Below are 25,805 nucleotides of genomic sequence, written 5' to 3' on the forward strand. Positions count from 1 at the left end.
CACGGCCCCCCCCCGGTGCACCACCCACACGGGGCCTGCCCCGCGGTTGCGGGCATTCTTTCTCACGGGTTGGGGGCCCCAACAAATTCGTTGGGCCCCCCCCACAGCCGTTCTCTCATGCTGCGCTCACGCGCTCATGTGCTCAGGAAGGCATGATCGGCGGGCGCGGGTCCGAGTCGTCCCGGTGGCTCCCCGGGTTCTCGTCCTCCCTGACGACCTCGCCCTGGATCACGGTGCTGCCCGACTGCTTCATGCGGGCCTGCTGGAACGCGCCGCCGAACGTGCCCTGGCCGGCCGTACTCATCTTCCGCTCGATGGCGCGCTCGGTGTAGCGGCTCAGGGCCGCGCGGACCGGCGGGACGAGCAGCAGCAGGCCGAAGGCGTCCGTGACGAGGCCGGGGATCATCAGGAGCAGGCCTGCGAGCATCAGCAGCCCATTGCCCTGCGAGCGGCGCTCGCCCGCTTCGACGGCGTCCGGCTGCTGCTGTCGCTGCAGCGTCTCGCTGAGATTCTGGAAGGCGCGGCGCCCGGCTGCCTTGATCACCACGGCGCCGAGCACGAAGGAAGCCGCCAGGAGCAGGAAGAGCGTGAAACCGCCGACCGCCCCCGCCACGACCGTGAGCAGCCAGATCTCCAGGACCACCCAGGCGGCGACGCCGAGCGGCAGGAATGTACGGACCCGGGAGCGCCGGGCTCCTTCGGGCTGGTTACGGGGCGGATTGCCAGTGGTCATGTCTCCAGTGTGCCTGGGGAGCCGTCCGAGTGGCGTAAGCGAGAGTTCAAGATCGTCGCCGCCGGGCTCCGGGGCACGCCCCGGAGCCGCAGGGCGCGCTCTCAGGGTCTGTCGGGCGTGCGGCCGAGGATCTTGCCCACCCGCTCCCCCACGCCCCACGTGGTGACCCGCCAGAGGGCCTCCACGACGATGTCCTTGCTCATCTTGGAGTCGCCCAGCTCGCGCTCGACGAAGGTGATGGGGACCTCGACCACGTGGTAGCCGGCCTTCACGGCCCGGCGCGCGAGGTCGACCTGGAAGCAGTAGCCCTGCGAGGAGACCTCGCGCAGGCCGAGGCCTTCGAGGGTCTCGCGGCGGAAGGCACGGAAGCCGCCGGTCACGTCGCGGATCGGGACGTCCAGCAGGAGACGCGAATACGTGGAGCCGCCCCGGGAGAGGAACTCGCGGGACTTGGGCCAGTTCACGACGCGCCCGCCGGGCACCCAGCGCGAGCCGAGCACGAGGTCGGCGCCCTTGAGCGCGGTGAGCAGCCGCGGCAGCTCCTCCGGCTGGTGGGACCCGTCGGCGTCCATCTCGATCAGGACGCCGTAGCCGTGCTCCATGCCCCAGGCGAAGCCCGCGAGGTACGCGGCGCCCAGGCCTTCCTTGCCGGTGCGGTGCAGGACGTGCACCTGCTCGTCGTCCGCGGCCAGCTCGTCGGCGAGCTTGCCGGTGCCGTCGGGGCTGTTGTCGTCGGCGACCAGGACGTGCGCCGCGGGCACCGCCGCGCGCACCCGGCCGACGATGGCCGTGATGTTCTCCGCCTCGTCATAGGTCGGAATGATCACCAAGGCCGTACCCAGAGGGCCGAACGTGCGCCCGCCGCCGTCGCTCACAGCTTCCCCTTAGAACTTCCGTGCACAGGGGACCACCATATCGAGCGGCGGTGATCATGCTGACACTGCGGATCGGGGCCGGACGTCCTTCGGGCCGACCTGGGGCCCGCTGGCTGCGGGTCGACCGAAAGCCGTTGTCTACTGAACGTCCGGGCCCCACCCGGGTCGCACCTCGCCGACCGGCCGGAACGTTCCGGCACCCCGTGGCGCGGGCGCCGGGCTGCGTTCTACGACTGCCTGGAGCTGCCCGGTCGTACGAAAGGTGGTGGACCCGGCCGAACCTACCCGCCGACCGCTGCGGTCTGTCAACAGCCGTTTGACCTGGGCCTCTTCACGAAGACGCCTGGTCAGGGCCGAGGATACGCAGGTCGTACGGGACGGTACGGGGCCCGGATCCGGTGCGCGCCGCCCCGGTATCTCACTCGTCCGGCCGTACGAAGACCGTCTGTCCGAACACCACCGTCCGCAGGCAGACCGGGAGTTGGGCGCCGGGCGAGAGATCCGGCAGACCGGGCGTCCCGGAGCGCGGGTCGGTGGACCAGCGGGCCACGCGGTCGTCCGGGGCCTGCACGACCAGCTCGTCGGTGCGCCACACGGCATAGTCCGCGGGCGCTCCGGGCACCAGGACCCCGGCGTCGTCGCGGCCGACGGCACGCCAGCCCCCGCGCGTGTGGGCGGTGAAGGCAGCGCGTACGGAGACACGGTGTTCGGGCGTGCGGTGGAAGGCTGCCGCGCGGATGGTGCCCCACGGGTCGAGCGGGGTGACCGGGCTGTCGGAGCCGAAGGCGAGCGGAACTCCGGCCCGCAGCAGGGCCGCGAACGGGTTGAGCGTGCGCGCCCGTTCGGCCCCGAGACGGTCGGCGTACATGCCGTCCTCGCCGCCCCACAGTGCGTCGAAGGCGGGCTGTACGGAAGCGGTGAGCCCGAACTCGGCGAAGGCGGCGATGGTTTCGGGGCTCAGCATCTCGGCGTGTTCGACGCGGTGCCGGGCGGCGCGCACGCGCGCGAGGCCGAGTTTCTCGGCGGCGCCGCGCAGCCCGTCGACGACCGCGGTGACCGCGCCGTCGCCGATCGCGTGGAAACCGGCCTGGAGTCCGGCCTCGGTGCAGGCGACGACGTGCGCGGCGATGTCCTCGGCGGTCAGGAAGGCGGTGCCGGTGTGGGCCGCGTCTGTGTAGGGCGCGTGCACGCAGGCGGTGTGGGAGCCGAGGGCGCCGTCCACGAAGAGGTCGCCGGCGGCGCCGAGCGCGCCGAGGGCACGGACGCGCTCGATGTCGCGGTCGGCCCAGTAACCGGCGACGCGCGGACCCGGCTCGGAGCGGGCGAGGTCGAGCAGCCCGGTGAAGTCGTCCTCGGAGGAGATGTCCGGGCCACCGCACTCGTGGATCGAGCCGATGCCGAGGGACGCGGCGTGCCGCAGGGCGGCGCGCTGGGCCTCGGTGCGCTGCTGCGGTCCCACCGCGCCGAGGGCGGCTGCGCGTACCGCGTGGTGGGCGTCGCGCGTCAGCGGCTCGTCCGGGGTGTATCCGGCCCGGTCGGTGACGCCGGGGACGAGGTCGAGCAGGGCGGTGCTCACGACCGCGGAGTGCACGTCGATGCGGGAGAGGTAGAGAGGGCGGCCGCCGGTGGCCTCGTCGAGTTCGGCGCGGGAGGGCGGGCGGCCGTCGGGCCAGCGGGCCGCGTCCCAGCCGTGGCCGAGCAGGACCCGGTCGGCAGGGTGTGCGGCGGCGTGTTCCCGTACGAGGGCGAGGGCTTCGGCGCGGGAGCGGGCGGCCGTCAGGTCGAGCCCGGTGAGGGCGAGGCCGGTCGAGGTGGTGTGCACGTGGGCGTCGGTGAACGCCGGGGTGACCAGGGCGCCGTCGAGGTCGACGACCTCGTCCACGCCGTCCGCGAACGCGTCGGCCGCGCCTTCCGAACCGACCCAGGCGACGTGTCCTGCCTCCACGACCATGGCGGTGGCGAACGGGTCGGCGGGGCTGTGGACCTCGCCGCGTCGCAGGAGAACGGTGCGGGTGCTGGGGGGCGTGCTCATGGGGGACAGTCTCCCGCGCCGGGTACTCCGCGCGGGCGCCGGGGTCCCTTTTGTCGGGGCTCCCCCAGAGAGGCGTCAGATAGGCGTCAGATGCGCGTCAGATACGCGGGGGACGCGCCTCGTAGGGCGTCGACAGGACCACTGTGGTGCGTGTCGAGACGCCGGCCAGGGATCGCACCCGCGCCAGCAGGTTCTCCAGTTCGTGCGGGGTCTCCACCCGCACCTTCAGGATGTAGTTCTCCTCGCCGGCCACGCTGTGGCACGCCTCGATCTCCGGTACGCCCGCGAGGCGCTCCGCGATGTCGTCGGGGGCGCTCGGGTCGAACGGCTTGACCGAGATGAACGCGGTCAGCGGCAGCCCCACCGCCTCGGAGTCGACGACCGCGGCATAGCCGCGGATCACGCCGCGCTGTTCGAGGCGGCGCACCCGCTGGTGCACGGCCGACGTGGACAGGCCCGTGGCCTTGCCCAGGTCGGTGTAGCTCATCCGCCCGTCCTTGACGAGCAGCTGCACGATCTGTCGGTCGAGCTCCTCCATGCGGCTGAACCTACAGGGCCCGTGATCGCCCCGGATACCTGAGCGACGCCCGAGCGGCCAGGGGCGGCTGTTTCGTCTACCTCTCCACCGGCACCTGCAATCGGCATGTGACGAACGCCACACCCATCGGGCCGTGTCCTCGCGCATGAAGCGGTTACCTCGCGCACGGGGCGGGAAGTGCTTGCTGTGGTCGGGCCGCGGCTCCTGGTCGGCCCACCCGAGGGGGAGATTCCCATGCAGAGTGTGAAGCGTCCCGGACGCCCTGCCACGCGCAATCGCCAGCAGACGGTCGTCGAGCCCCAGCCGGAGGGCGTCGAACCCGACAACCCCGACGACCCCGACGGGGGTGCCGCCGACGGATACGACGCGTACGACACGTTCGAGATGTACCGGGTGCTCTGCCCGGACTGTGCGCAGCCCATCGCGCTCCTGGCGGACGAGGACGTCCTGCCCGAGCACGCGCTGTGCGCCTCGCCGTGGAATCCGTTCGGGCTCACGGTCTGTGCGGGCACCGGCCGCGCGGCCGCGGAGGCGCCGCCCGCCGACGAACTGACGGGCACTCAGGAGCAGGACACGTCCCTGCTGTTGACGCTGCCTCAGGGCCTCGACTGGCGCACGCAGCCCTTCTCGCACGTGGGCGGCCCCGCTTCGCGCCCCCTGCGGGTCCCGCTCCAGGCGGTCCGCAAGGCCGCCTGACCTACCCCGGATATCCCAGACGGTCCCAGTAACTGCCCTGCACCATGGCACGCAGGCTGTCGTGGTGCAGGATCAGCATGTCCGGATCCGCGGGCACGGCGGCCTCGCCGAAGTGGACCTGGCGGTAGGCGACGCGGAGCATCACGACGGCATGTCGCAACGCCGCGTACAAGGTGTAGAAGTCCATGTCGCGCGGTGTGTGGCCGGTGAGTTCGGCGTAGCGCGCCTCGACCCGGTCGCGGCGCAGGAAGCCGGGCAGGCCGTGCTGGCCGAAGCTCTCTGTCAGGTCCTGGAAGAAGCGGTGCAGATAGACCGTCCAGCCGAGGTCCACCTCGCGCGGGGCGAGCGCCGCCATCTCCCAGTCGAGCACCGCCGCCGGTGCGAAGCCGTCGTAGATGATGTTGCCGATGCGGGCGTCGCCCCAGTTCAGGACGGGGTCGCCCTCGTCGCCCGGCCACAGCGACGCCAGCCGGTCGAAGGCGCTCTCGATGAGGGGCGAGCGCGGGAGCCCGTCCACCACCCAGGCGTAGTAGGCGTGTTGGGCCTCGACGTGCCGACGCAGCGGGCTGCCCTCACCCGGCAGCGCCAGGAAGTCCGCCGCTGCCGCGGGCACCCCGTCGTGCAGCCGGGCCAGCAGTCGTAGGCTCGCGTCCTCCAGTCTCGCGCGCTCCTCGTCCGTGGCGGCGTGCAGCCAGTTCCCCTCGTACGTGTACGGCATGACGTCGGGCGGCACCCGTCCTGCGACGCGTTCCATCACGAAGAAGGGCGCGCCCAGGGGCCCCGCGTCCTCCTCCAGCCACAGCACGCGCGGCACCGGCAGACCGGTGCGCTCGGCGGCGAGCCGCATCGTGCGGTACTGCCGCGGCATGTCGTACACCGGGAAGATCGTGTACGCCGACGGGTCCGCCGCCAGCCGCAACGCGCAGGACCTGACCGGAGGTTGGGGGTGTTCGATGTCGAAGAGGAGCGTCTCGCTGGACATGCCGTTGGATGCGGGGACGGTGACGTTCACCGCCTTCGCGCCGGGCAGCCGGCGGCCCAGCCAGGCAGTGAGCCGCCGGGCGATCTCCTCGGGTTCACGCGTGGACGTGCGGGGGCGCGGCGCTGTCGCCATGGACGGACTCCCTTTCCGTGCCGGATGATCAGGTTCCGTACCGGGTGATCAGGGGCGCGCGGGTGCCACGGAGTCGAAGCCGGTGAAGCCGCTCGGGTCGTGGCGGCCGAAGCTGCCGTGCTCGAAGATGCCGTGGCCGACCTGCCCGTCGAGGGTGAAGCGGGCGGCGTGGTCGAGCACGCCGTAGGCGGCCAGGGGGTGCGCCGCCGGGTCGGCGAGGTCGTAGCCACGGCGGTCGGTCCAGCCGTGCCCGCGCCAGGTTCCGTGCTGCCAGTCGTCGGCCGGTGGGTAGCCCGCGCCGACCGCGAGGGGCGAGGAGGCGAGGATCTCCACGCCCAGGTCGAGGGGCTTGCCGTCCGTCGGGTCGGTGAGGTGGACGACGGCGCTCTGCGGGTGGCGGGTGCCGGGGCGGTACGTGATGTCGGTGCGGGGCCAGCCGAGTTGGCGGTCGCGGTGGCCCTCGCGGACGAGCGTCGCGTCGTTCAGGGTGCGGTGGCCGTCGGCGTCCTCCTGCGTGACGACCATCAGGAAGCGGTCGTCGAAGCGGACCGGTGCCCAGATCCAGTGGAAGCCCTCGGTGGGGTGCTCCTCGGCGAGCCGGCCGCCTTCCTCCCCCGGCACGGGCCGTACGCCCCAGCTGCGGTCGCGGGTTCCGGTCCAGCCGCTCACCTCGACCTCACGGCCGCCGATCCGCAGCCGTCCCTCGCACCGCCCGGCCTGCACGAACCGCTTGCCCTCCAGCGTGAGCCGGGCGCCGCGGCGCTGGATGTGATGCGGCTCCCACAGGGCCGGGAAGTCGGCGCTCCAGGTGATCTCGTACGAGAGTCCGTCCGCGTCGTCCGGGTCGGCGGCGCACGTGAGGACGAACTCCTTCAGTGGGCGCTCGACCAGGATCCGCAGCGGGCCGACCTCCATCCGCGTACGGCTCTCGTCGCTCAGCGCGTCCGAGGCGCGGACGGTGTGCAGGGTGTCGCCGACGCGCAGGGTGGCGTAGGCGTCGATCACACCGAGGTTGGGGTAGACACCGAGGCCGAGGATGAGCAGGAACTCGCCTTCGGGATCGAAGAGATGGAAGATGCACCGGTCATAGGCGTTGCGGTCGCCGGTGGCGACGTGCTTCATCGACAGCGGCACCTGATGGATCGGATACTCGTCGAACGCGACGGGGCGGTCGTCCTCGGCCACGGCAATCCTCCTGGAGGCACGGCAGTTGACGTCGCCATGAGGGGTACGGCCTGCCCGGCGCCGGATTTGACGGTACGTCAGCTCGCAGGCGGAGGCCAGATGTTCGACCCGTCGGACCCATGCACACGGTTATGCCGCGAACTGACGCCCGATTACGCTGCCGGGTGACCTGCTCCGCCGCCATACGTTGACCTGGCATGACCCCGACGCAGACACCGGCCCCCGCACCCACCGGCCGCCGCAGGCGCGTCCTCGTTCCTGTCCCCGCAGAATCGGTTCATCAGCCACATCAGACGCAGTCGGCGCAGCAGGCACATCAGACACACCACGCACGTCCGCCCCAGCAGACGTACGCGCCCCCACAGGATCCGCCCATCTACCGGGCCCTAATGACCGCGTGGGCCGACCGGGGCAAGACCCTGCCGGGGCACTACGACCCCGAGTGGGCGCGGCTCACGGCGCCCGTCGTGCGCGCGGGGCAGTTCAGCGGCTCTCAGGACCCGCGAGGTGACGGGCGATGACCATGCGCTGGATCTGGTTCGTGCCCTCGACGATCTGCAGCGCTTTGGCCTCCCGCATGAAGCGCTCGACCGGGAAGTCCGCGGTGTAGCCGTAGCCGCCGAGGACCTGCACGGCGTCCGTGGTCACCTTCATCGCCGCGTCGGTGCAGAGCAGCTTCGCCATGGCCGCCTGCTTGGAGAACGGCCGGCCGGCGTCCCGCAGCCGGGCCGCCGACAGATACAGAGCGCGGCCCGCCTCTATCTGCGTCGCCATGTCGGCGAGCATGAATCTGAGCCCCTGGAAGTCGGCCACGCGCCGCCCGAACTGCGTACGCCCCTTCGCGTACGCCACCGCCTCGTCGAGCGCGGCCTGCGCCACGCCGATCGCGCAGGCCGCGATGCCGAGCCGGCCCGAGTCGAGTGCCGACAGGGCGATCTGGAAGCCCTGCCCCTCGTCCCCGATGCGGCGCGCGTCGCTCACCCGCACCCCGTCGAAGTGCACCTGGGCGGTGGGTGAGCCCTTCATCCCCATCTTCTTCTCCGGTGCCGCGGTGCTCAGGCCTTCGGCGTCGCCGGGGACCAGGAACGCGGTGATCCCGCGTGCGCCCTCGCCGCCGCTGCGGGCCAGCACGGTGTAGAAGTCGGCGATGCCGCCGTGGGTGATCCAGGCCTTGGTTCCGGTGAGCACCCAGGCGTCGCCTTCGCGCACCGCCTTCGTCCGCAGGGACGCCGCGTCCGAACCCGAGGACGGCTCGGAGAGGCAGTACGCGCCGAGCAGTCCGCCGCCGAGCATGTCGGGCAGATGCTGCGAACGCTGCTGTTGCGTACCGAAGTTGGCGAGGGCGTGACAGGCCAGCGAGTGCACGCTGACACCGAGGCCGACGGTCAGGCGCGCGGCCGCGAGCTCCTCGAGGACCTGGAGGTAGACCTCGTAGGGCTGGTCGCCGCCGCCGAACTCGGAGGCGTACGGCAATCCGAGCAGACCGGCGGAGGAGAGCAGCGTGAAGGCGTCGCGCGGGAAGCGGCCCGCCTCCTCGTCCTCGGACGCGGGCGGGGCGATCTCCCGCCGCGCAAGGTCGCGGACGAGCCGCAGCAGATCCTGAGCTTCGTCCGTCGGCAGCTGACGCTGTACTCCTGACTCCGGCATGGCGACGCTCTCCTACCTGGGTGGGGCTGCGGCGGCGCGCGGGGTGGGCGGCGCCGCCGGGTGGTCACTACCGGGCCGATGCTGCCCTTCCGGGTCTCGGACGGGCCTGACCAGCGGCTGCGGCGTGTCGAGTATGACCGATCCCGGGCCCCGCGTCACTGGTTAACGATCGCTTACCCCATTTTTTTCTCGGAGCCGTGACCGGCGCGTGGAATTGGTTCGGACCATTGACCGCACTGGTCTAGTCCTCCTACTGTTCCGTTCAACGACTTACCGCGTTCATGTCACACCGGGCGGGCGCGTTCAGACGTTCCCACGCAGGTCCACAGCACCACTTCCCCCCATGTCCGCCTCCCCCACGAGGAGACACGATGCTCAGACCGCACCTCCCCCGCGCGCGCTTCAAGGCGCTCGCCGCCGCCGCCTGTTGCGCCGTTCTCGGCGCGGGGCTGCTGGCTTCGGCAGGCAGCGCCGCCGCGCAGACGGACGCCGACTCGCAGAAGACCGCGGCCGGTTCGAAGGTCGTCGGATACTTCACCGAGTGGGGTGTCTACGACCGGAACTATCACGTCAAGAACGTCGAGACGTCCGGCTCGGCCGAGAAGCTCACGCACATCAACTACTCCTTCGGCAACGTCCAGGGCGGCAAGTGCGCGATGGGCGACTCGTACGCCGCGACCGACAAGGCGTACACCGCCGACCAGGCCGTGGACGGCGTCGCCGACACCTGGGACCAGCCGCTGCGCGGCAACTTCAACCAGCTGCTCAAGCTGAAGAAGCTGCACCCGAACCTCAAGATCCTGTGGTCCTTCGGCGGCTGGACCTGGTCCGGCGGGTTCACGGAGGCCGCGAAGAACCCGGCCGCGTTCGCCCAGTCCTGCTACGACCTGGTCGAGAACTCCAAGTGGGCCGATGTCTTCGACGGCATCGACATCGACTGGGAGTACCCGAACGACTGCGGTCTGACCTGCGACACCAGCGGGCCCGACGCGTACAAGAACCTGATGGGCGCGTTGCGTTCGAAGTTCGGCAGCAGCTACCTCATCACGTCCGCCATCCCGGCGGACGCCTCCGCAGGCGGCAAGCTGGACGCCACCGATTACGCGGGCGCCGCCCAGTACGTCGACTGGTACAACCCGATGACGTACGACTACTTCGGCGCGTGGGACGCGAAGGGGCCGACCGCCCCGCACTCACCGCTGACGGCGTACGACGGGATTCCGAAGGACGGGTACAACACCGACGCCACCATCGCCAAGCTCAAGGGCGCGGGCGTGCCCGCATCGAAGCTGCTGCTCGGCATCGGCTTCTACGGCCGAGGCTGGACCGGCGTCACCCAGGACGCGCCCGGCGGCACGGCCACCGGCCCTGCCGCCGGCAAGTACGAGCAGGGCATCGACGACTACAAGGAGCTCAAGACCAAGTGCCCCGCCACGGGTACGGTCGGCGGCACCGCGTACGCGCACTGCGGCAACGACTGGTGGAGCTACGACACCCCGGCGACCATCGCGGGGAAGATGGACTACAAGAACCAGCAGGGCCTGGGCGGCACTTTCCTCTGGGAGCTGTCCGGCGACACGACCAACGGTGAACTGATCAAGTCGGTCAACTAGCCGTACGCGCAGGCCACTTGGGCGGGGTCCGGACGTCCGGGCTCCGCCCGTCGCTGTGCGACGGCGCCGAGGTGGCTCAGGTCACATCAGGCCGGCCTGTGTGACGAGCATCGCCAGCACGATCACGAAGGCCCAGCCCACGATGTGCTCGACGATCTTGGGGCCGTCCTGCGGGCCGCCCGTGCGGGTGCGCGCGGCGACGGGGGCGTGACTGGCGGCGGTGCTTGAGGTCATGGGCATCTCGCTCGGTTCGTGGGATGGGTCCTGACTCCCCCCGGGGCGCCCGGGTCCCCTCCGGCGCCTTTTCCACCTTGCCACCGGAATGTCTTTTTGCGACCGAGACCTTGGTCACGCACAACCGGGCGCGGATGTCGCGTGTCGCACATGGCGACGCGTTCGTCCCACCGGAAGGTTCCCGATGCACACGTACCGGACGCCCCGCCGCAGAACCCGTGTCACCGTCGCCGCCGCGATCGCCGTCAGCGCCGCGCTGACCGCTCCGGCGGCCGTCTCACAGGCCGCATCCGACACGCCCACGCCGGGTGCCGCAGGGCTCGGCGACCCGATGTTCCCGCTCGACGGCAACGGCGGCTACACGGTCCGCCACTACACGCTCGACTTCGACTGGCAGGCGCCGCTGACCCCGTTCCCCGCGTCGACGACGATCAAGGCCACGGCAGCGCAGGCACTGTCGCGCTTCGACCTGGATTTCGCGGGCAACGAGCTGCACTCGGTCACGGTGAACGGCCGGCCGGCCCAGACCCGGCGGGACGGCGACGAGCTCGTCATCACCCCCAAAGCCGGGATACCCAGAGGCAGTTCGTTCACGGTCAAGGTCGACTACACCGCCGACCCCACGCAGATACGCCACCGCGACGACGCGATCGAGGACTACGGCTGGATCCCCACTCCCGATGGGACGGTCCTGTACCCGCAGCCCGACGGCGCGAAGATGATCTTTCCGGCCGACGACCATCCCAGCCGGCGGGCCCCCATCACTTTCCATGTCACCACACCGGCCGGCCTGACGGCCGTCGCCAACGGCAGGCTCGTCGACCGGACCACACGCCCCGACGGCCGCGTCCGCTGGACGTACGACTCCGAACAGCCGGTGGCGGCCCAATTGACTCAACTGGCCGTCGGAAAATTCCAGTTGATCGACGGCAAGGGGCCCGGCGGGCTGCCGCTGCGCGATGTCGTACCGGACGCGCTGGTCGCGCCGACCAAGCAGTACCGAGATCTGACGCCCGATCATCTTGCTTGGCTGCGCGCCCAGTTGGGCCCTTACCCGTTCAACCGGTACGGCGTCCTCGTCGGCGACACGGACCTGGGCGTGGCCCTGGAGACGCAGACGCTCGCGCTGCTCCCCAAGGCGGACCTGCTCGGCACGAAAGTCGACGCCGAGCGCAACCTGCTCCATGAACTGACCCACCAGTGGTTCGGCAACAGCGTCGCCATCGCCACCTGGTCCGACCTGTGGCTCAGCGAGGGCCATGCCCGCTTCTACGAGCGTCTCTACTCGCAGGAGCACGGCGGGGACAGCTTCGAGGCCGCCATGAAGACGGCGTACGAGAGCCACGACCAGTGGCGGTACGACTACGGCGCCCCGGCCGAGCCCACCGAGCCGAACCTCTTCAAGCGCATGCGCTACGACGGCTCGGCGCTGGTCCTGTACGCGCTGCGCGAGCAGGTCGGCGCGGACACGTTCCAGCGGATCGAGCGGGCCTGGCTCACGAAGTACCGCGGCAGGTCGGCCTCGACGGCCGACTACATCGCGGTGGCGTCGAAGGTCGCGGGCCACGACCTGTCGGGCTTCCTGCGCCCGTGGCTGTACGGCCCGAAGACCCCGCCGATGCCCGGCCACCCGGACTGGGTCGTGGCCCCGGTCGTCACCGGCTGATCCGCGCGCACACCCGGGAACACCGACGTCCGTCCCCCGTGCGGACTCCGCGCGGGGGACGCGACTCCACCGTCAGCGCACGCCCACCGCCGCCAGCGCCTTGCTCTGCTTCGGGGTCGGGTGGGCCGGGAAGTACAGGTAGCAGACGCCGCCCGTGCCGGAGACGACGCTGCCCGAGGCGTTGTGGCGCTTCGTGCGGAGCCAGATCGTCTCCCACTCCGCCCTCTTGTAGACGCGGCGCACCGCCTGGTCGTTCGGCGAGGCCGGATCGTTGGCGATCACATCACCGTCGGCGGTGAACCCGATGACCGTCATGAGGTGCCCCGAGGTGCCGTAGCCCGCGCCGGTCAGCTCCTCCTTGAGGAACGACTGGGACGTTATGGCCGGGATCCCGGCCGCGATCAGCGTCTCCAGGTCGGTCAGTGAGGAGAGGCGGGTGACCACGCCCTGCAGATCCTTGTACGTCGCCGCGTACGCCGCGTTGAACGGCCAGTTCCCGCAGCCCTCGTACTGGTAGTCGTACGCGAAACGGGCGGCGTGGCAGACCTCGGGGTCGGCGTAGGACGGGTCGACCCAGGCCAGCTGCTCCGCGGTGGGCTTGCGGCCCCAGTACTCGATGATCATCTGCGAGGAGGTGGGGCTGCACCACGCCTCGCCGCCGTTGTCGTACTCGGGGTACTGGCCGGAGTGGATGTTCTGCGAGAAGCGCGGGACGGCCAGTTCCTTCGCGAGGCCCGGCGTGGACGCCGGCACGGTGAAGCGGTCCGGGACGTCCGAGCCCATCGCGCCGAGGCGCCAGACCGTCGGCGTGGCCTTGGAGCCGGGGGCGCGCAGCAGGGTCAGGCGCAGGCCGTACGAGACGAGTCGCAGGCCCGAGGCCGCGTCGTCGATGGAGAAGGTGTCCGTCCAGATACTCGACTTGCCGTCGCTCTGGTCGTCCACGGACGTCCGGCGGATGTCGGCGTCCCGGTCGTCACCGGCCGTCCAGCGGCCCATGACGTACCAGGGCGTCCGCGTCCCGTCGGTGTACGTGCCCTGCAGTTCCACCTGGATCCAGGTGCCGGTCGGGGTGTGCGCGTTCCACGAGGCGATGACCTCGGTGGCGGGGACGCTCAGACGGTGGACCGGCGAGATCCACTGCGCGTACTCCCACTCGGCCGTCCTGTTCAGGTGCGGGTCGGTGTACGTCGTCGTGCCGACGGCCTTGGCGATGCTCACGCCCGGGCGGGCACCCGGGACGGCGCGGATCCCCTTGCCGGTGCCCGAGCGCCAGTCGCCGGCACTCGTCCAGGTGTGGTTGTCCACGAGGCGGGCGGGGCCCTTCTTGCGCGGGGCTCCCGCGGCGTGCGCGGGAACCGCGGCCGTCGTGGCGGCGAGGGCGACGCCCACGGCCGCGGTGAACACGGTTCTGCGGGACGGACGGGAGTCCGGAACGGGTCGGGTCATCGGGTGGTTCCCCCAGTCGACGGGTCGGGCGGACGGGACAGGCGGGCCGGGTGCGGGCCTGGTGGAACAGTGCGCCAACTATGGCCGCTGGAGCAGGATTTCCACCAGCGTTTCGCGTGCTGTCGGGCTCACCAATATTGGACTCCACCACTGGCATGACCTGCGGCGGCGTACGTGAAACCCCGCCACGGCAAGCCGTACCCTTGCCGCCGTGAGCACTCTGCGCGTCCCCCTCGACCAGTACGCCGACCGCGTCCGCCGGCTGCCCGCCTCCTGCGGCCCCGTACGCCTCGTCGGCATCGACGGGCACGCGGGCTCCGGGAAGTCGACCTTCGCGACGCGGCTGGCCGAGGCGCTCGGCGGGGCGCCCGTGCTGCGCCTCGACGACATCGCCAGCCACGACGCGCTCTTCGCCTGGACGGACCGGCTGCGCGAGCAGGTGCTCACCCCGCTCTCCCGCGGCGACGCGGCGCGCTACGAGACGTACGACTGGCACGCCCGGCGCTTCGGCGCCGCGCGTCTGCTCCCGCCCGCGGACGTGGTCCTGGTCGAGGGGGTGGGGGCGGGGCGGCGCGCGGTACGGCCGTGTCTCGCGAGACTGTTGTGGATGGATGTGCCGACCGGGACGTCATGGGCGCGCGGGCGCGCCCGGGACGGCGCTGCGCAGACCGCATTCTGGGACGGCTGGATTCCAGCGGAACGCAAACATTTCGAGCGGGACCCGTCCCGGCCCTTCGCTGAGGAATTGGTAAGAGAGTGCCCGCAGGGATACGAGATGCGCGAGGGGCCCGGTGTGACCGCGCGGACCCGCCGCTCCGTCACTCACGGTGAGGGACCGCCAGCGGTGCGCTGAACCCCCCGAAACGGCCTTCCGCCAGTTTCTCCGAGTGCCTCAACTCTGCTTGACCCAGGGGCCGTACAGGACTTACGTTCTCAATGTGCGGCCTTTCGGGACCGCCTACGGACGCGAAGCCCCCGGTTGTTCCCCCGTGATCGGGGGCTTCGTACTGCCCGCAATGCCCCTTCCGGGGCGCACCGAGGCGCTTTCCGTTCACCCTGGGTGACCATCCGCCACCGCGCTCACCTGCGCGAAATCCCCGGTTTTCGGCCCGCCTCGCACCGATCCGACGCCGTCGCGCCCTACGGCTGATCAGGCCCTCACAGGTACGATGCCTCTCGGTGCGGCCTACGGACGGCTCGCTGTCCGCACCGTTCCAACTCCCGTCCATGACAGAGCGGTTCATCGGGGGCACGGTTTGTGGGGGACGTGATGGACTTCGGCACTGGTGCGCCGACGGGCCCGGCCGACCTCGCCTGGCTGCGCGGCGTCGACGCCTACACGATGGGCGCGTATCCGCAGGCGGAGGACGAGTTCCGCACGGCCGTGCGGATGGACCCGGGGATGGCCGACGGCTGGCTCGGGCTGCACGCGCTGCGCATCGACACGACGACCGCGCTGCTGCGGATGTTCCGGCACCGCGACCGGTTCGGGGAGCAGCGCACGCGGCACCGGCGCACTCTCAACTCCTGGTACTGGCTGGGCTGGTGGGTGCAGCCGGTCCTTGAGCACCCGCGCGACCTGCTCCTCGCGCACGCCTCCCACTGGCTCGACGGGCGCCATGTGCCGGAGCTGGACCGGGCGCTCGCGACGCTGCCGCCGGTCGACGCGGATCCGCAGGTGCGCTTTCTGCACGCGTGCCGGGCGTACCTGGTCAAGGACTGGGACCAACTGGTCCGGCAGACGGACTCGTTGATCGACGACGCGATGCTCGGCATCGAGGCCGGGCTCTTCGGTGGCATGGCCCGGGTGCGCCTGGAGATGTTCGGGCAGGCGGAGCCGCTGCTCTCCTCGGCCCTGATGCGCTGCCGCAGCGAGCAGCCGCAGCGCAAGGAACTGCGGTACTGGCTGGCCAGGGCGCACGAGGGCACGGGCCGTTCGGCGGCCGCGATGCCGCTGTACCGGGCCGTGCACCGGGTCGACCCGGCGTTCATGGACACCTCGGCGCGGCTGGCGGCGATCGGCGAGGGCGACGGGTACGCGGACTTCGCGGACGGCCCGGATCTGGCCCCGTTGGCGCTGACGGGTTATCAGGACGGCCTGGACGGCATGGAGTCCGTCGAGCCGCTGTACGCCGGCGACGGACGGGACCTGAAGGTCACCCAGCCCGATCTGCCGCCGCCCGGCGGGGCCGGCCCGGAGGACCCCGACATGGTGCGGGAGAAGGCCGTGGTGCCGGTCTCGGCGCCGCTGCCGGCCGGCCCGGCCGATCCTGTACTCCTGGAGGAGGCTCTCTCGGAGCTGGAGTTGATGGTGGGCCTGGAACCCGTGAAGCGGCAGGTCATGGCGCTCTCGGCGCAGTTGAACATGGCACGCCTTCGCGCCGGGCAGGGCCTGCCGGTCCAGCCGCCGAAACGGCACTTCGTCTTCTCGGGTCCTTCGGGCACCGGCAAGACGACGGTCGCCAGGATCCTCGGGCGCGTCTTCTACGCTCTCGGACTGCTCGGCGGTGACCACCTCGTGGAGGCGCAGCGCGCGGATCTGGTGGGCGAGTACCTGGGCCAGACCGCGGTGAAGGCGAACGAGCTGATCGACTCGGCGCTCGGCGGGGTGCTCTTCGTCGACGAGGCGTACGCGCTGTCCAACTCCGGTTACGGCAAGGGCGACGCGTACGGCGACGAGGCGCTGCAGGTGCTGCTGAAGCGGGCCGAGGACAACCGGGACCATCTGGTGGTGATCCTGGCCGGATATCCGGAGGGCATGGACCGGCTCCTCGCGGCGAACCCGGGTCTGTCGTCGCGCTTCACGTCCCGGGTCGACTTCCCCTCGTACCGTCCGCTCGAACTCACCTCGATCGGCGAGGTGCTGGCGGCCGAGAACGGGGACGCGTGGGACGAGGAGGCGCTCGACGAGCTGCGCTCCATCGCCGGGCACGTGGTGGAGCAGGGGTGGATCGACGAGCTGGGCAACGGGCGGTTCCTGCGGACGCTGTACGAAAAGTCCTGCGCGTACCGGGACCTGAGGCTCATGGGGTACTTGAAGGAGCCGTCGCGGGACGATCTGGCCACGCTGCGGCTGCCCGACCTCATGCAGGCGTACGGGGAGGTCTTGTCCGGCAGAGGGCCGCAGGACCCCACGGGGATGTAGGGGCCTGCGGCCTGCCCGCCGTCACGGAGATCCGTCCGACGGGCCCTACGTGAGCGCCTCCTGCTTCTTACGGGCCTCCGGGACCTGCGGCTCCGCACGGTGGGCCGGGTCACGGACCTCGCCGACCAGCAGCTCCAGGACGTCCTCCAGGGCGACCAGGCCGAGGACACGGCCGGACGCGTCCGCCACCTGGGCCAGGTGCGTGGCCGCACGGCGCATCACCGTGAGGGCGTCGTCCAGGGGGAGTTCGGCGCGCAGCGTCGTCATGGGGCGCCAGATCTGCTGCGGGACGGCACGGTCCGTGTCGGGGCCGTCGATCAGATCGAGGACGTCCTTGACGTGCAGGTAACCCATGAAGGCGCCGCCGTCCGCGCAGAGGGGGAAACGGGAGTAGCCGGTGCGGGCCGTCAGCGCGATGATCTCGGCCGGGGTGACCGAGGGGCCGACCGTGACCAGGTCCGAGCGGTCCAGGAGGACGTCCGTCACCGGGCGGGAGCCCAGCTCCAGGGCGTCCTCCAGGCGCTCCTGCTCCTCGGGGCCGAGCAGGCCCGCCTGTCCTGAGTCCTCCACCAGGCGGTTGAGCTGCTCGCTGGTGAAGACCGCCTCGACCTCGTCCTTCGGCTCGACCCTGAACAGCTTCAGGACCAGGCGGGCGCACGCGCCCAGGGCGATCGTGACCGGCCTGCAGAGCCGGGCGAAGGCGACCAGGCCAGGACTGAACCAGAGGGCGGTCTTCTCAGGAGCCGCCATCGCCAGGTTCTTCGGCACCATCTCGCCGATGACGAGGTGGAGGGAGACCACCGCCGCGAGGGCGATCACATAGCCCAGCGGGTGGATCACGCCGTGCGGGATGTGGACCGCCTCGAAGACGGGCTCCAGGAGGCGCGCCACCGTGGGCTCCGCCACCGCGCCCAGCGTCAGCGAGCAGACGGTGATGCCGAACTGGGCCGCCGCCATCATCTGCGGCAGGTGCTCCAGGCCGTACAGGACCTGGCGGGCCCGCTTGCCCGGAAGGGGTTCGATCTGGCTTCGGCGTACCGAGACCAGGGCGAACTCCGCACCCACGAAGAAGCCGTTGGCCAGCACCAGCAGGATCGCGAAGAAGAGTTGCAGGGCACTCATCGGGCCGCCTCCAGCAGTGCCTGCGGGGCGTCCGCGAGCTTGACGATCCGGACGCGTTCGGCACGGTAGTGGCCGACCTGGCGCACGGCCAGGCGCCAGCCGGGCAGTTCCGCTCTGTCGCCGGGGGCGGGGATGCGGCCGAGGAGGTCGGCGACCAGGCCGGCCACCGTCTCGTACGGTCCCTCGGGGACGTCGAGCCCGATGCGGCGCAGGATGTCGACACGGCAGCTGCCGTCGGCGTCCCATGCGGGCCGCCCGTCCTCGGGCGGGGCCGCCGCCAGTTCGGGCAGGTCGAGGCGGTCGTGCTCGTCACGGACCTCGCCGACGAGCTCTTCCACGATGTCCTCCAGGGTGACGACCCCGGCCGTGCCGCCGTACTCGTCGACGACGACGGCGATGGGCTGCTCGCTGCGCAGGCGGGCGAGCAGCGGCTGGACGGGGAGGCTCTCCGGGACCAGGAGCGGGGCCTGCGCGATCCGGATCACGGGGGTGCGCAGCCGCTCGGCCGCGGACATCGTCAGGGCGTCCTTGAGGTGGACCATGCCGATGACCTCGTCGATCCGCTCCCGGTACACGGGGAAGCGGGACAGGCCGGTGGCCCGGGTCAGGTTGACCACGTCCTGGGCCGTCGCGGAGGCCTGCAGCGCGCTGACCTTCACGCGTGGCGTCATGACGTGCTGTGCGGTCAGCTCGCCGAGCGAGAGGGTGCGGACGAACAGGTCGGCCGTGTCCTGTTCCAGCGCTCCCGCCTGCGCGGAGTGGCGGGCCAGTGAGACGAGTTCGCCCGGGGTGCGGGCGGAGGCGAGTTCATCGGCCGGCTCGACGCCGAGCGCCCGCACGAGGCGGTTGGCGACCGTGTTGAGCAGGGCGATGACGGGGCGGAAGAGGCGGGCGAAGGCGTGCTGGGGGCCCGCCACGAAGCGGGCCACCTGGAGCGGCTTGGAGACCGCCCAGTTCTTCGGGACCAGTTCGCCGATCACCATTTGCACGGCGGCCGCGAGCAGCATGCCCACGACGACCGACACTCCGCCGGCGGCGCCCTCGGGGAGGCCGACGGCGGTGAAGGGACCGCGCAGCAGCTCGGCGAGGGCCGGTTCGGCGAGCATGCCGACGACCAGCGAGGTGATGGTGATGCCGAGCTGGGTGCCGGAGAGCTGGAAGGAGAGTTCCTTCAGGGCGGCGACGACGGTGCGGGCGCGCTTGTCGCCGGCGTCCGCCGCCTGTTGGGCGTCCTGACGCTCGACGGTGACGAGCCCGAACTCGGCCGCCACGAAGAATCCGTTGGCGAGGATCAGGAGGAAGGCTGCCGCGAGGAGCAGCAACGGGGTGGTCATGCCGCCGCCTTGGGGGACATCCGCGCGCGGGGCGCGCTATGTCGGGAGGGGGCGGCGCAGGTACTGCCGGACGATCCGTCCATCGCTGGAGGGAGTCACTCCTTGGTTAGCAGGATCCCCCGGCCACCCGTCCGGGCGCGTCAGGGGCGGGGCGGCTCACGACGCGTGCCCCGCCACCAGATTAATCACGACTGGGGCGAGGGCGTCAGGGCCTGGGGCCCTGAGTCAGCCCGGAAGTGTGGTTCGGGCCTCGGTCAGGGCGCGCAGCGCCTTGGCGTCGCGGATGGCACTCTGCTTGGCGATGCCGGGCTGAATGCCCATGGCGGCCAGGCTGGTGCCGTCGGTGAGGTTGAGGAAGACCCACGGGTCACCGGGCCGCAGGTTGACCTGGACGATCTCCGCCCAGGCCAGGCGGCGGCTGCGGGCGACGTTGACGACGGTGACGCCGTCGACGTCGGCGACGACCTTGGGCCGGGCGAGGAGGCCGAGGACGCCCCAGAACAGAGCGGCGGTGAAGACGAAGCTGATCCGCTCCCCCGGGTTCATCGTGTCCAGGACCAGCGCGATGACGGTGATCACGACAAAGGAGACGGCGCCGAGCGCGTGCAGGATGACGCGGGTGCGTCCCGGCCGGAAGGTGACGGGAAGATCCACAAGGTCGGACATGGCTCGCGATCCTCAGAGACGGCAGGCGTGGATGGCCGTGGTCAGGATGGCCCGCGCGCCCAGGGCGTACAGGTCGTCCATGATGCGCTGCGCGTCCTTGGAGGGGACCATGGCGCGCACGGCGACCCAGCCTTCGTTGTGCAGCGGCGAGACGGTCGGCGATTCGAGGCCCGGGGTGAGGGCGACGGCCTTCTCCAGGTGCTCGGCGCGGCAGTCGTAGTCCATCATCACGTACGTGCGGGCGACGAGGACGCCCTGGAGCCGGCGCAGGAACTGCTGCACCTTGAGCTCCGTGGTCTCGTCGGATCCGTCGCCCTTGCGGCGGATGACGCACGCCTCGGACTTCATGATCGGCTCGCCGAAGACCTCGAGGCCCGCGTTGCGCAGCGAGGTGCCGGTCTCCACGACGTCCGCGATGGCATCCGCGACGCCGAGTTCGATGGCGGTCTCGACGGCGCCGTCGAGGTGTACGACGGAGGCCTCCACACCGCGCTCGGCGAGGTACTTGCCGACGATGCCCTCGTACGACGTGGCGATCGTCTTCCCGGCGAGGTCGGCGAGGTCCTTGACGGCGCCGGGCCGGGAGGCGAAGCGGAAGGTGGAGCGGGCGAAGCCGAGCGGCAGGATCGTCTCGGCTTCGGCCCCGGAGTCGATCAGCAGGTCCTGGCCGGTGAGGCCGATGTCGAGCTTGCCCGAGGACACGTAGATCGCGATGTCCTTGGGGCGCAGGTAGAAGAACTCGACCTCGTTGTCCGGGTCGACCGTGACGAGTTCCTTGGACTCCTTGCGCTGCCGGTATCCGGCCTCATGGAGCATCGCCGACGCAGGTCCGGACAGTGAACCCTTGTTGGGGACGGCGATGCGCAGCATGAGGTCGGATTCCTTTGCGTGATGTGCGTGATGTGCGTGACGGGTGAGTCGGGCGAGCGCGGGTGACGGCTCAGAGGTGGGCGTACACGTCGTCGAGGGAGATGCCGCGGGCGACCATCATCACCTGGACGTGGTACAGCAGCTGCGAGATCTCCTCGGCGGCGGCTTCTTTGCCCTCGTACTCGGCGGCCATCCAGACTTCGGCGGCCTCCTCGACGACCTTCTTGCCGATGGCATGGACGCCCTTGCCGACCAGCTCTGCGGTGCGGGAAGTGGCGGGGTCGCCGGTGGCGGCCTTCTGCTGGAGCTCGGTGAAGAGCTCCTCGAACGTCTTATTGGGCATGGTGGTCCCTACTTTACGCGGCCCTCCCGGGCCGTTAACGCCAGGGCTCGGAGACGGTACGCAGCGTGGTGGCGGTGGCCACGGCGGCGGTGACCGCTTCGTGCCCCTTGTCCTCGCGGGAGCCCTCGATGCCCGCGCGGTCCAGGGCCTGCTCCTCGGTGTCGCAGGTCAGCACGCCGAAGCCGATGGGGACGCCGGTGTCGATGGAGACCTGGGTGAGGCCCTGGGTGACGCCCTGGCAGACGTACTCGAAGTGCGGGGTGCCGCCGCGGATGACGACGCCAAGGGCGACGATCGCGTCGTAGCCGCGGCCCGCGAGGACCTTGGCGACGACCGGGAGCTCGAAGCTGCCGGGGACGCGCAGCACGGTGGGCTCGCTGATGCCCAGCTCGTTGAGGGCGCGCAGGGCGCCGTCGACGAGTCCGTCCATGACCTTCTCGTGCCACTGGGCGGCGATGACGGCCACGCGCAGGTCGCCGCAGTTCTTCACACTCAGTTCGGGGGCACCCTTGCCGCTCACGCGCTTCTCCTCGTACGTAGATGAATGGGTTAAGGGAATGGGTGGAGTTACTGGTTGGTGCAGGCGGACGTCTTGGGGGCGTCCAGCCAGGGCAGGTCGTGGCCCATCCGGTCCCGCTTGGTGCGCAGGTAGCGGAGGTTGTGCTCGCCGGCCGTGATCGGCATCGGTTCGCGGGCGGTGACCGTCAGGCCGTGCCGGGTGAGGGCGTCGGTCTTGTCGGGGTTGTTGGTCATCAGGCGCAGGCTGCGCACGCCGAGGTCGGCGAGGATCTGGGCGCCGGCCGCGTAGTCGCGGGCGTCGGCGGGCAGGCCCAGCTCCAGATTGGCGTCGAGGGTGTCGCGGCCCCGCTCCTGGAGCTCGTACGCGCGCAGCTTGGAGAGCAGGCCGATGCCGCGGCCCTCGTGTCCGCGCAGGTAGACCACGACGCCGCGGCCCTCCTCGACGATGCGGCGCATGGACTCCTCCAGCTGGGGTCCGCAGTCGCAGCGCTGCGAGTGGAAGACGTCGCCGGTGAGGCACTCGGAGTGGATGCGGACGAGGACGGGCTCCGTATCGTCCGCGCCGTCGGCGGCATCGCCGAGATCGCCGTGGACAAGGGCGACGTGCTCGACGCCGTCGACCGTGGAGCGGTAGCCGTAGGCCGTGAAGTCACCGAAGGCGGTGGGGAGTTGGACCGTGGCTTCGCGCTTGACCGTGGGTTCGGCGGAGCGCCGGTAGGCGATCAGGTCCTCGATGGAGATGATCGTCAGGCCGTGCTTGCGGGCGAACGGGATCAGCTCGGGCAGACGCAGCATGACACCGTCCTCACCGGCGATCTCGACGATCGCGCCGGCCGGGCGCAGTCCGGCGAGGCGGGCGAGGTCGACGGCGGCCTCGGTGTGACCGTTGCGGACAAGGACGCCGCCCGCCTTGGCGCGCAGCGGGAAGATGTGGCCGGGGCGGACGAAGTCGTCCGCCTGTGCCGTGGCGCCGGCGAGGAGGCGGAGCGTGGCGGCGCGGTCGGCGGCGGAGATGCCGGTGGTGACGCCGTGCGCGCCCGACGCGTCGACGGAGACGGTGAACGCGGTCTTCATCGACTCGGTGTTGTTGCCGACCATCTGCGGGAGGTCGAGCCGGTCCAGTTCGTCGCCCTCCATGGGGGCGCAGATCAGGCCGCGGCACTCGCTCATCATGAAGGCGACGATCTCGGGCGTGATCTTCTCGGCGGCGACGACGAGGTCGCCCTCGTTCTCCCGGTCCTCGTCGTCGACGACCACGACGGGGCGGCCCGCGGCGATGTCGCGGAGGGCCTGCTCGACCGGGTCGAGGCTCAGGTCGGCGTCGGACACGTCGTACAGGCGGGCTGCGGTGCTCATGCGTGGGCTCCTTCGAGCGCGGGGGCGGTGGCCGCGGCGGCTCGGGACCGCAGCCACCAGTCGCGCATGCCCCACAGGACGAGCGCGCCGTAGATGACGTAGACGAAGCCGGAGAAGGCGAAGCCGTTGGCGAAGTTCAGCGGGACGCCGACGAGGTCGACGAGGAGCCAGGCGAACCAGAACTCGACCATGCCGCGCGCCTGGGCGTACATGGCGACGACGGTGCCGACGAAGATGTACGCGTCCGGCCAGGGGTCCCACGACAGCGTCGGGAACGCGGTGAACAGGCCGCCGACGGCGAGCGTGCCGAGGGCCGCCGCGCCGAGCAGGGCGCCGCGCTCGCGCCAGGTGGCGAACCGGACGGCGATGGAGCCGTCCTGCGCCGTGCCCTTGCCGCGGTTCCACTGCCACCAGCCGAACAGGGCGACGACGATCACCACGAGCTGCTTGCCCGCGCTGCCCGAGAGGTGGGCCGTCGCGAAGGCGGTCAGCAGGATCGCACCGGAGACCAGCTGGGCTGGCCAGGTCCAGATGGAGCGGCGCCAGCCGAGCGCGAGGGCGATCAGGCCGATGGTGTTGCCGATCATGTCCGACCAGAGGATGTGCTGGTCGAAGATCGTGAACGCCTCGGTGTTGAGCCAGTTCACTTGGTGCCCCCCTGAGCGCTGCCCCGGTCGCTTCCCTGGTCGCCGAGCATGCGCTCGACGTACTTCGCGATGACGTCGACCTCGAGGTTGACCGGCTCGCCGGGCTGCTTGATGCCGAGCGTGGTCAGGTCGAGGGTGGTGGGGATGAGGCTGAGGGTGAAGTAGTCGGCGCCGGCCTCGACGACCGTCAGGCTCACGCCGTCGACGGTGATAGAGCCCTTCTCGACGACGTACCGGGCCAGCTCCACGGGGAGCGAGATCTTGACGATCTCCCAGTGCTCCGAGGGCAGGCGCTCGATGATCGTGCCGGTGCCGTCGACGTGGCCCTGCACGATGTGCCCGCCGAAGCGGCCGTCGGCGACCATCGGGCGTTCGAGATTGACGCGGGAGCCCGAGGTCAGCGCGCCGAGGCTGGAGCGCTTGAGGGTCTCGGCCATGACGTCCGCCGTGAACGAGTCGGCGTCGTGCTCCACGACGGTGAGACAGACCCCGTTGACCGCGATGGAGTCACCGTGCTTGGCGCCTTCGGTGACGACGGGGCCGCGGACGCGGAAGCGGGCTGCCTCAACCGGGCTGCCGAGGTTCTCGACCGCCGTGATCTCGCCCAGCTCTTCGACGATTCCGGTGAACACTTCCCGGGTCCTCCCTCTTAGGGCACGGACTCCGGGGCACTGTCGTACGACGACGACAGGAACGTACGAGCTGCGACACCGGTCACCGGGAGCGACACCGAACGACGGGGCCGTACGCCTGTGGCGGACGACACCCGAAACAGACGGCGACGCGCACCGTGAGGTGCCCGCCCGCCGCGCACTGCCTCCCATCCGGACTTTAACCGTCGGTCCAGGAATTTCACCTGGTCAACCGGCCACTGGAAGTGACCGGGTCGCGGACTGTAACCGCCGGTTCGGACTTTCACCGACCCCGGAGTGCGCTGCTTCTGGTACACGTCCAGTCTGCCACGTCCGCCCGACACGCATGCGGGGGAATGTTGTGGGCTGACTCACAGGCCCCGCCGATGGTTTTCCCCGGTAGTAGGGAATAAGCGCCGGCCCGACCGGTGGGCGCAGGGCCGACGACCCGCTCTGCCAAGCTGAGCACGTGACGACTTCGCCAGGTCCCGGTCCGACGGCCGAGGAGTTCGAGAGCCACCGTCCGCGGATGTTCGGGCTCGCCTATCGGATGCTCGGTTCCGCCGAGGAGGCGCAGGACACGGTGCAGGACGCGTATCTGCGGCTGAGCGCCACCGAGCCGGGATCGATCGGGCACCTGGGTGCCTGGCTCGCCAAGGTCGTCACGAACCTCTGCCTCAACCGTCTCACCTCGGCCCGCGTCCGGCGCGAGCAGTACGCGGGCCCCTGGCTGCCCGAACCCGTCCTCACCTCGGACGGCACGCTCGGCCCGCTGGAGTCCGCCGAGCGCCGCGACTCCGTGTCGTGCGCCCTGCTGCTGCTCCTGGAGCGGCTGACGCCGACGGAACGGGCGGTCTATGTGCTGCGGGAGGCGTTCGCGTACCGCTACCGGGAGATCGCCGGGGTGCTCGACCTCGGCGAGGCCAACTGTCGTCAGCTGTACCGGCGGGCCGCCGCCCGTATCGCGTCGCCGGACGGCCGCTTCGAACCGTCCGGGCGGGTGCACCGCGAGCTGGTGGAGGCGTTCGTCGAGGCCGCGAGGGCCGGTGATCTGACGGCCCTGGAGAAGACTCTGGCCGCCGATGTGAGCTGGTGGGGCGACGGGGGCGGCAAGGTCTCGGCCGCGCGCCGGCCCGTCGAGGGACGCGAGAAGGTCCTGCGGTTCCTGGTCGGCACCCGGGAGCGGTTCGCGGCGGGCCTGGAATTCACGACGGCCGAGGTCAACGGGGCGGCCGCGCTGGTCGCCCGGGGCGAAGAGGGGGTCTTCGCGATCGTCTCGTTCGATGTGCGCGAGGGCGCCATCGTGACCGCGCGGGCCGTCCTGAATCCGGACAAACTGGGGTTCGTGGGCCGACAGCTGGCATCCGCCTGAATCCGGGGTCTGCGCCCTGG

Annotated in this window: 24 protein-coding genes and 1 riboswitch; of the genes, 6 read left to right on the forward strand and 18 right to left on the reverse strand. The window is 71.0% G+C overall.

The features are described 5' to 3' along the window. Window positions 1-142 precede the first annotated feature (142 nt). The 4 genes from fxsA to ACIREE_RS08675 all read right to left on the reverse strand — a co-directional run bounded on the left by fxsA (window position 143) and on the right by ACIREE_RS08675 (window position 4,178). Window positions 143-733, reverse strand: coding sequence for an FxsA family membrane protein (fxsA, locus tag ACIREE_RS08660; RefSeq protein WP_404148273.1), 591 nt, complete (start codon window positions 731-733; stop codon window positions 143-145). Between the two features lie 101 nt (window positions 734-834). After that, window positions 835-1,608, reverse strand: coding sequence for a polyprenol monophosphomannose synthase (locus tag ACIREE_RS08665; RefSeq protein ID WP_404148280.1), 774 nt, complete (start codon window positions 1,606-1,608; stop codon window positions 835-837). Between the two features lie 418 nt (window positions 1,609-2,026). Further along, window positions 2,027-3,640 (reverse strand): amidohydrolase, encoded by a 1,614-nt coding sequence (locus ACIREE_RS08670; protein WP_404148282.1) that lies wholly within the window; start codon window positions 3,638-3,640, stop codon window positions 2,027-2,029. A gap of 97 nt (window positions 3,641-3,737) precedes the next feature. Further along, a complete protein-coding gene (locus tag ACIREE_RS08675) occupies window positions 3,738-4,178 on the reverse strand; it encodes an Lrp/AsnC family transcriptional regulator (protein ID WP_363196973.1) in 441 nt (146 codons plus the stop codon). A gap of 234 nt (window positions 4,179-4,412) precedes the next feature. On the opposite strand from ACIREE_RS08675, the gene ACIREE_RS08680 reads away from it, so the two are divergent. Continuing rightward, on the forward strand, window positions 4,413-4,874 hold the full coding sequence (locus tag ACIREE_RS08680) for a hypothetical protein (RefSeq protein WP_404148285.1): 462 nt from the start codon (window positions 4,413-4,415) through the stop codon (window positions 4,872-4,874). Between the two features lies 1 nt (window position 4,875). On the opposite strand, the gene ACIREE_RS08685 is transcribed toward ACIREE_RS08680, so the two are convergent. From ACIREE_RS08685 to ACIREE_RS08695, 3 genes are all read right to left on the reverse strand, one after another. Next, window positions 4,876-5,988 (reverse strand): phosphotransferase family protein, encoded by a 1,113-nt coding sequence (locus ACIREE_RS08685; protein WP_404148288.1) that lies wholly within the window; start codon window positions 5,986-5,988, stop codon window positions 4,876-4,878. A 48-nt stretch (window positions 5,989-6,036) separates the two neighbouring features. After that, window positions 6,037-7,110, reverse strand: coding sequence for a hypothetical protein (locus tag ACIREE_RS08690; RefSeq protein WP_404149362.1), 1,074 nt, complete (start codon window positions 7,108-7,110; stop codon window positions 6,037-6,039). Window positions 7,111-7,656: 546 nt separating this feature from the next. Further along, window positions 7,657-8,820, reverse strand: coding sequence for an acyl-CoA dehydrogenase family protein (locus ACIREE_RS08695; RefSeq protein ID WP_404148291.1), 1,164 nt, complete (start codon window positions 8,818-8,820; stop codon window positions 7,657-7,659). A 371-nt stretch (window positions 8,821-9,191) separates the two neighbouring features. Between ACIREE_RS08695 and ACIREE_RS08700 the strand changes: the two genes are divergently transcribed. Next, on the forward strand, window positions 9,192-10,433 hold the full coding sequence (locus ACIREE_RS08700; protein WP_404148294.1) for a glycoside hydrolase family 18 protein: 1,242 nt from the start codon (window positions 9,192-9,194) through the stop codon (window positions 10,431-10,433). 81 nt (window positions 10,434-10,514) lie between these two features. On the opposite strand, the gene ACIREE_RS08705 is transcribed toward ACIREE_RS08700, so the two are convergent. Beyond that, window positions 10,515-10,667: an SCO1431 family membrane protein gene (locus ACIREE_RS08705; protein ID WP_404148297.1), complete on the reverse strand. Its 153-nt coding sequence runs from the start codon at window positions 10,665-10,667 to the stop codon at window positions 10,515-10,517. A gap of 184 nt (window positions 10,668-10,851) precedes the next feature. On the opposite strand from ACIREE_RS08705, the gene ACIREE_RS08710 reads away from it, so the two are divergent. Continuing rightward, a complete protein-coding gene (locus tag ACIREE_RS08710; RefSeq protein ID WP_404148300.1) occupies window positions 10,852-12,333 on the forward strand; it encodes a M1 family metallopeptidase in 1,482 nt (493 codons plus the stop codon). A 72-nt stretch (window positions 12,334-12,405) separates the two neighbouring features. On the opposite strand, the gene ACIREE_RS08715 is transcribed toward ACIREE_RS08710, so the two are convergent. Next, entirely contained in the window at window positions 12,406-13,779 is a 1,374-nt protein-coding gene (locus tag ACIREE_RS08715) for a peptidase C39 family protein (protein ID WP_404148302.1), read from the reverse strand. A gap of 211 nt (window positions 13,780-13,990) precedes the next feature. On the opposite strand from ACIREE_RS08715, the gene ACIREE_RS08720 reads away from it, so the two are divergent. Further along, window positions 13,991-14,632 (forward strand): uridine kinase, encoded by a 642-nt coding sequence (locus ACIREE_RS08720; protein ID WP_404148305.1) that lies wholly within the window; start codon window positions 13,991-13,993, stop codon window positions 14,630-14,632. A gap of 417 nt (window positions 14,633-15,049) precedes the next feature. After that, window positions 15,050-16,924: an AAA family ATPase gene (locus tag ACIREE_RS08725; protein ID WP_404148308.1), complete on the forward strand. Its 1,875-nt coding sequence runs from the start codon at window positions 15,050-15,052 to the stop codon at window positions 16,922-16,924. Between the two features lie 45 nt (window positions 16,925-16,969). Here the strand turns inward: ACIREE_RS08725 and ACIREE_RS08730 are convergent, their stop codons facing one another. The 9 genes from ACIREE_RS08730 to ACIREE_RS08770 form a co-directional block, all read right to left on the reverse strand. Beyond that, window positions 16,970-18,046, reverse strand: coding sequence for a hemolysin family protein (locus ACIREE_RS08730; protein ID WP_404148311.1), 1,077 nt, complete (start codon window positions 18,044-18,046; stop codon window positions 16,970-16,972). Next, complete coding sequence (locus tag ACIREE_RS08735; RefSeq protein ID WP_404148313.1) at window positions 18,043-19,380, reverse strand: hemolysin family protein; 1,338 nt, start codon at window positions 19,378-19,380, stop codon at window positions 18,043-18,045. The genes ACIREE_RS08730 and ACIREE_RS08735 overlap by 4 nt, the downstream gene beginning before the upstream one ends. 225 nt (window positions 19,381-19,605) lie before the next feature. After that, the gene (locus tag ACIREE_RS08740; protein ID WP_404148316.1) at window positions 19,606-20,046 is read right to left on the reverse strand and encodes a PH domain-containing protein; all 441 of its coding nucleotides are present in this window, start codon (window positions 20,044-20,046) and stop codon (window positions 19,606-19,608) included. 12 nt (window positions 20,047-20,058) lie between these two features. After that, the gene (hisG, locus tag ACIREE_RS08745; protein ID WP_404148319.1) at window positions 20,059-20,916 is read right to left on the reverse strand and encodes an ATP phosphoribosyltransferase; all 858 of its coding nucleotides are present in this window, start codon (window positions 20,914-20,916) and stop codon (window positions 20,059-20,061) included. Between the two features lie 70 nt (window positions 20,917-20,986). Next, on the reverse strand, window positions 20,987-21,259 hold the full coding sequence (locus ACIREE_RS08750) for a phosphoribosyl-ATP diphosphatase (protein WP_404148321.1): 273 nt from the start codon (window positions 21,257-21,259) through the stop codon (window positions 20,987-20,989). 34 nt (window positions 21,260-21,293) lie between these two features. Beyond that, window positions 21,294-21,779 (reverse strand): 6,7-dimethyl-8-ribityllumazine synthase, encoded by a 486-nt coding sequence (gene ribH, locus ACIREE_RS08755; RefSeq protein WP_404148324.1) that lies wholly within the window; start codon window positions 21,777-21,779, stop codon window positions 21,294-21,296. A 47-nt stretch (window positions 21,780-21,826) separates the two neighbouring features. Further along, window positions 21,827-23,134: a bifunctional 3,4-dihydroxy-2-butanone-4-phosphate synthase/GTP cyclohydrolase II gene (locus ACIREE_RS08760; protein WP_404148327.1), complete on the reverse strand. Its 1,308-nt coding sequence runs from the start codon at window positions 23,132-23,134 to the stop codon at window positions 21,827-21,829. After that, a complete protein-coding gene (locus tag ACIREE_RS08765) occupies window positions 23,131-23,781 on the reverse strand; it encodes a nicotinamide riboside transporter PnuC (protein WP_404148329.1) in 651 nt (216 codons plus the stop codon). Before ACIREE_RS08765 ends, ACIREE_RS08760 begins: the two co-directional genes overlap by 4 nt. After that, the gene (locus ACIREE_RS08770; RefSeq protein ID WP_404148331.1) at window positions 23,778-24,413 is read right to left on the reverse strand and encodes a riboflavin synthase; all 636 of its coding nucleotides are present in this window, start codon (window positions 24,411-24,413) and stop codon (window positions 23,778-23,780) included. The genes ACIREE_RS08765 and ACIREE_RS08770 overlap by 4 nt, the downstream gene beginning before the upstream one ends. A 174-nt stretch (window positions 24,414-24,587) precedes the next feature. After that, window positions 24,588-24,718, reverse strand: a riboswitch (FMN riboswitch). 164 nt (window positions 24,719-24,882) lie between these two features. On the opposite strand from ACIREE_RS08770, the gene ACIREE_RS08775 reads away from it, so the two are divergent. Next, window positions 24,883-25,785: an RNA polymerase sigma-70 factor gene (locus ACIREE_RS08775; protein ID WP_404148334.1), complete on the forward strand. Its 903-nt coding sequence runs from the start codon at window positions 24,883-24,885 to the stop codon at window positions 25,783-25,785. Window positions 25,786-25,805 lie beyond the last annotated feature (20 nt).

This window comes from Streptomyces sp. NPDC102467, assembly GCF_044765445.1.
Lineage (GTDB): Bacteria > Actinomycetota > Actinomycetes > Streptomycetales > Streptomycetaceae > Streptomyces.

Excerpts from the sequence above, each read along its gene's own strand:
- hisG (WP_404148319.1), bottom strand. The coding sequence starts at position 20,916 with ATGCTGCGCATCGCCGTCCCCAACAAGGGTTCACTGTCCGGACCTGCG.
- ACIREE_RS08715 (WP_404148302.1), bottom strand. The coding sequence starts at position 13,779 with ATGACCCGACCCGTTCCGGACTCCCGTCCGTCCCGCAGAACCGTGTTC.
- ACIREE_RS08725 (WP_404148308.1), top strand. The coding sequence starts at position 15,050 with ATGGACTTCGGCACTGGTGCGCCGACGGGCCCGGCCGACCTCGCCTGG.
- ACIREE_RS08730 (WP_404148311.1), bottom strand. The coding sequence starts at position 18,046 with ATGAGTGCCCTGCAACTCTTCTTCGCGATCCTGCTGGTGCTGGCCAAC.
- ACIREE_RS08685 (WP_404148288.1), bottom strand. The coding sequence starts at position 5,988 with ATGGCGACAGCGCCGCGCCCCCGCACGTCCACGCGTGAACCCGAGGAG.
- ACIREE_RS08695 (WP_404148291.1), bottom strand. The coding sequence starts at position 8,820 with ATGCCGGAGTCAGGAGTACAGCGTCAGCTGCCGACGGACGAAGCTCAG.
- ACIREE_RS08680 (WP_404148285.1), top strand. The coding sequence starts at position 4,413 with ATGCAGAGTGTGAAGCGTCCCGGACGCCCTGCCACGCGCAATCGCCAG.
- ACIREE_RS08690 (WP_404149362.1), bottom strand. The coding sequence starts at position 7,110 with ATGAAGCACGTCGCCACCGGCGACCGCAACGCCTATGACCGGTGCATC.
- ACIREE_RS08760 (WP_404148327.1), bottom strand. The coding sequence starts at position 23,134 with ATGAGCACCGCAGCCCGCCTGTACGACGTGTCCGACGCCGACCTGAGC.
- ACIREE_RS08705 (WP_404148297.1), bottom strand. The coding sequence starts at position 10,667 with ATGACCTCAAGCACCGCCGCCAGTCACGCCCCCGTCGCCGCGCGCACC.
- ACIREE_RS08675 (WP_363196973.1), bottom strand. The coding sequence starts at position 4,178 with ATGGAGGAGCTCGACCGACAGATCGTGCAGCTGCTCGTCAAGGACGGG.
- ACIREE_RS08740 (WP_404148316.1), bottom strand. The coding sequence starts at position 20,046 with ATGTCCGACCTTGTGGATCTTCCCGTCACCTTCCGGCCGGGACGCACC.
- ACIREE_RS08670 (WP_404148282.1), bottom strand. The coding sequence starts at position 3,640 with ATGAGCACGCCCCCCAGCACCCGCACCGTTCTCCTGCGACGCGGCGAG.
- ACIREE_RS08700 (WP_404148294.1), top strand. The coding sequence starts at position 9,192 with ATGCTCAGACCGCACCTCCCCCGCGCGCGCTTCAAGGCGCTCGCCGCC.
- ACIREE_RS08750 (WP_404148321.1), bottom strand. The coding sequence starts at position 21,259 with ATGCCCAATAAGACGTTCGAGGAGCTCTTCACCGAGCTCCAGCAGAAG.
- ACIREE_RS08710 (WP_404148300.1), top strand. The coding sequence starts at position 10,852 with ATGCACACGTACCGGACGCCCCGCCGCAGAACCCGTGTCACCGTCGCC.
- ACIREE_RS08735 (WP_404148313.1), bottom strand. The coding sequence starts at position 19,380 with ATGACCACCCCGTTGCTGCTCCTCGCGGCAGCCTTCCTCCTGATCCTC.
- fxsA (WP_404148273.1), bottom strand. The coding sequence starts at position 733 with ATGACCACTGGCAATCCGCCCCGTAACCAGCCCGAAGGAGCCCGGCGC.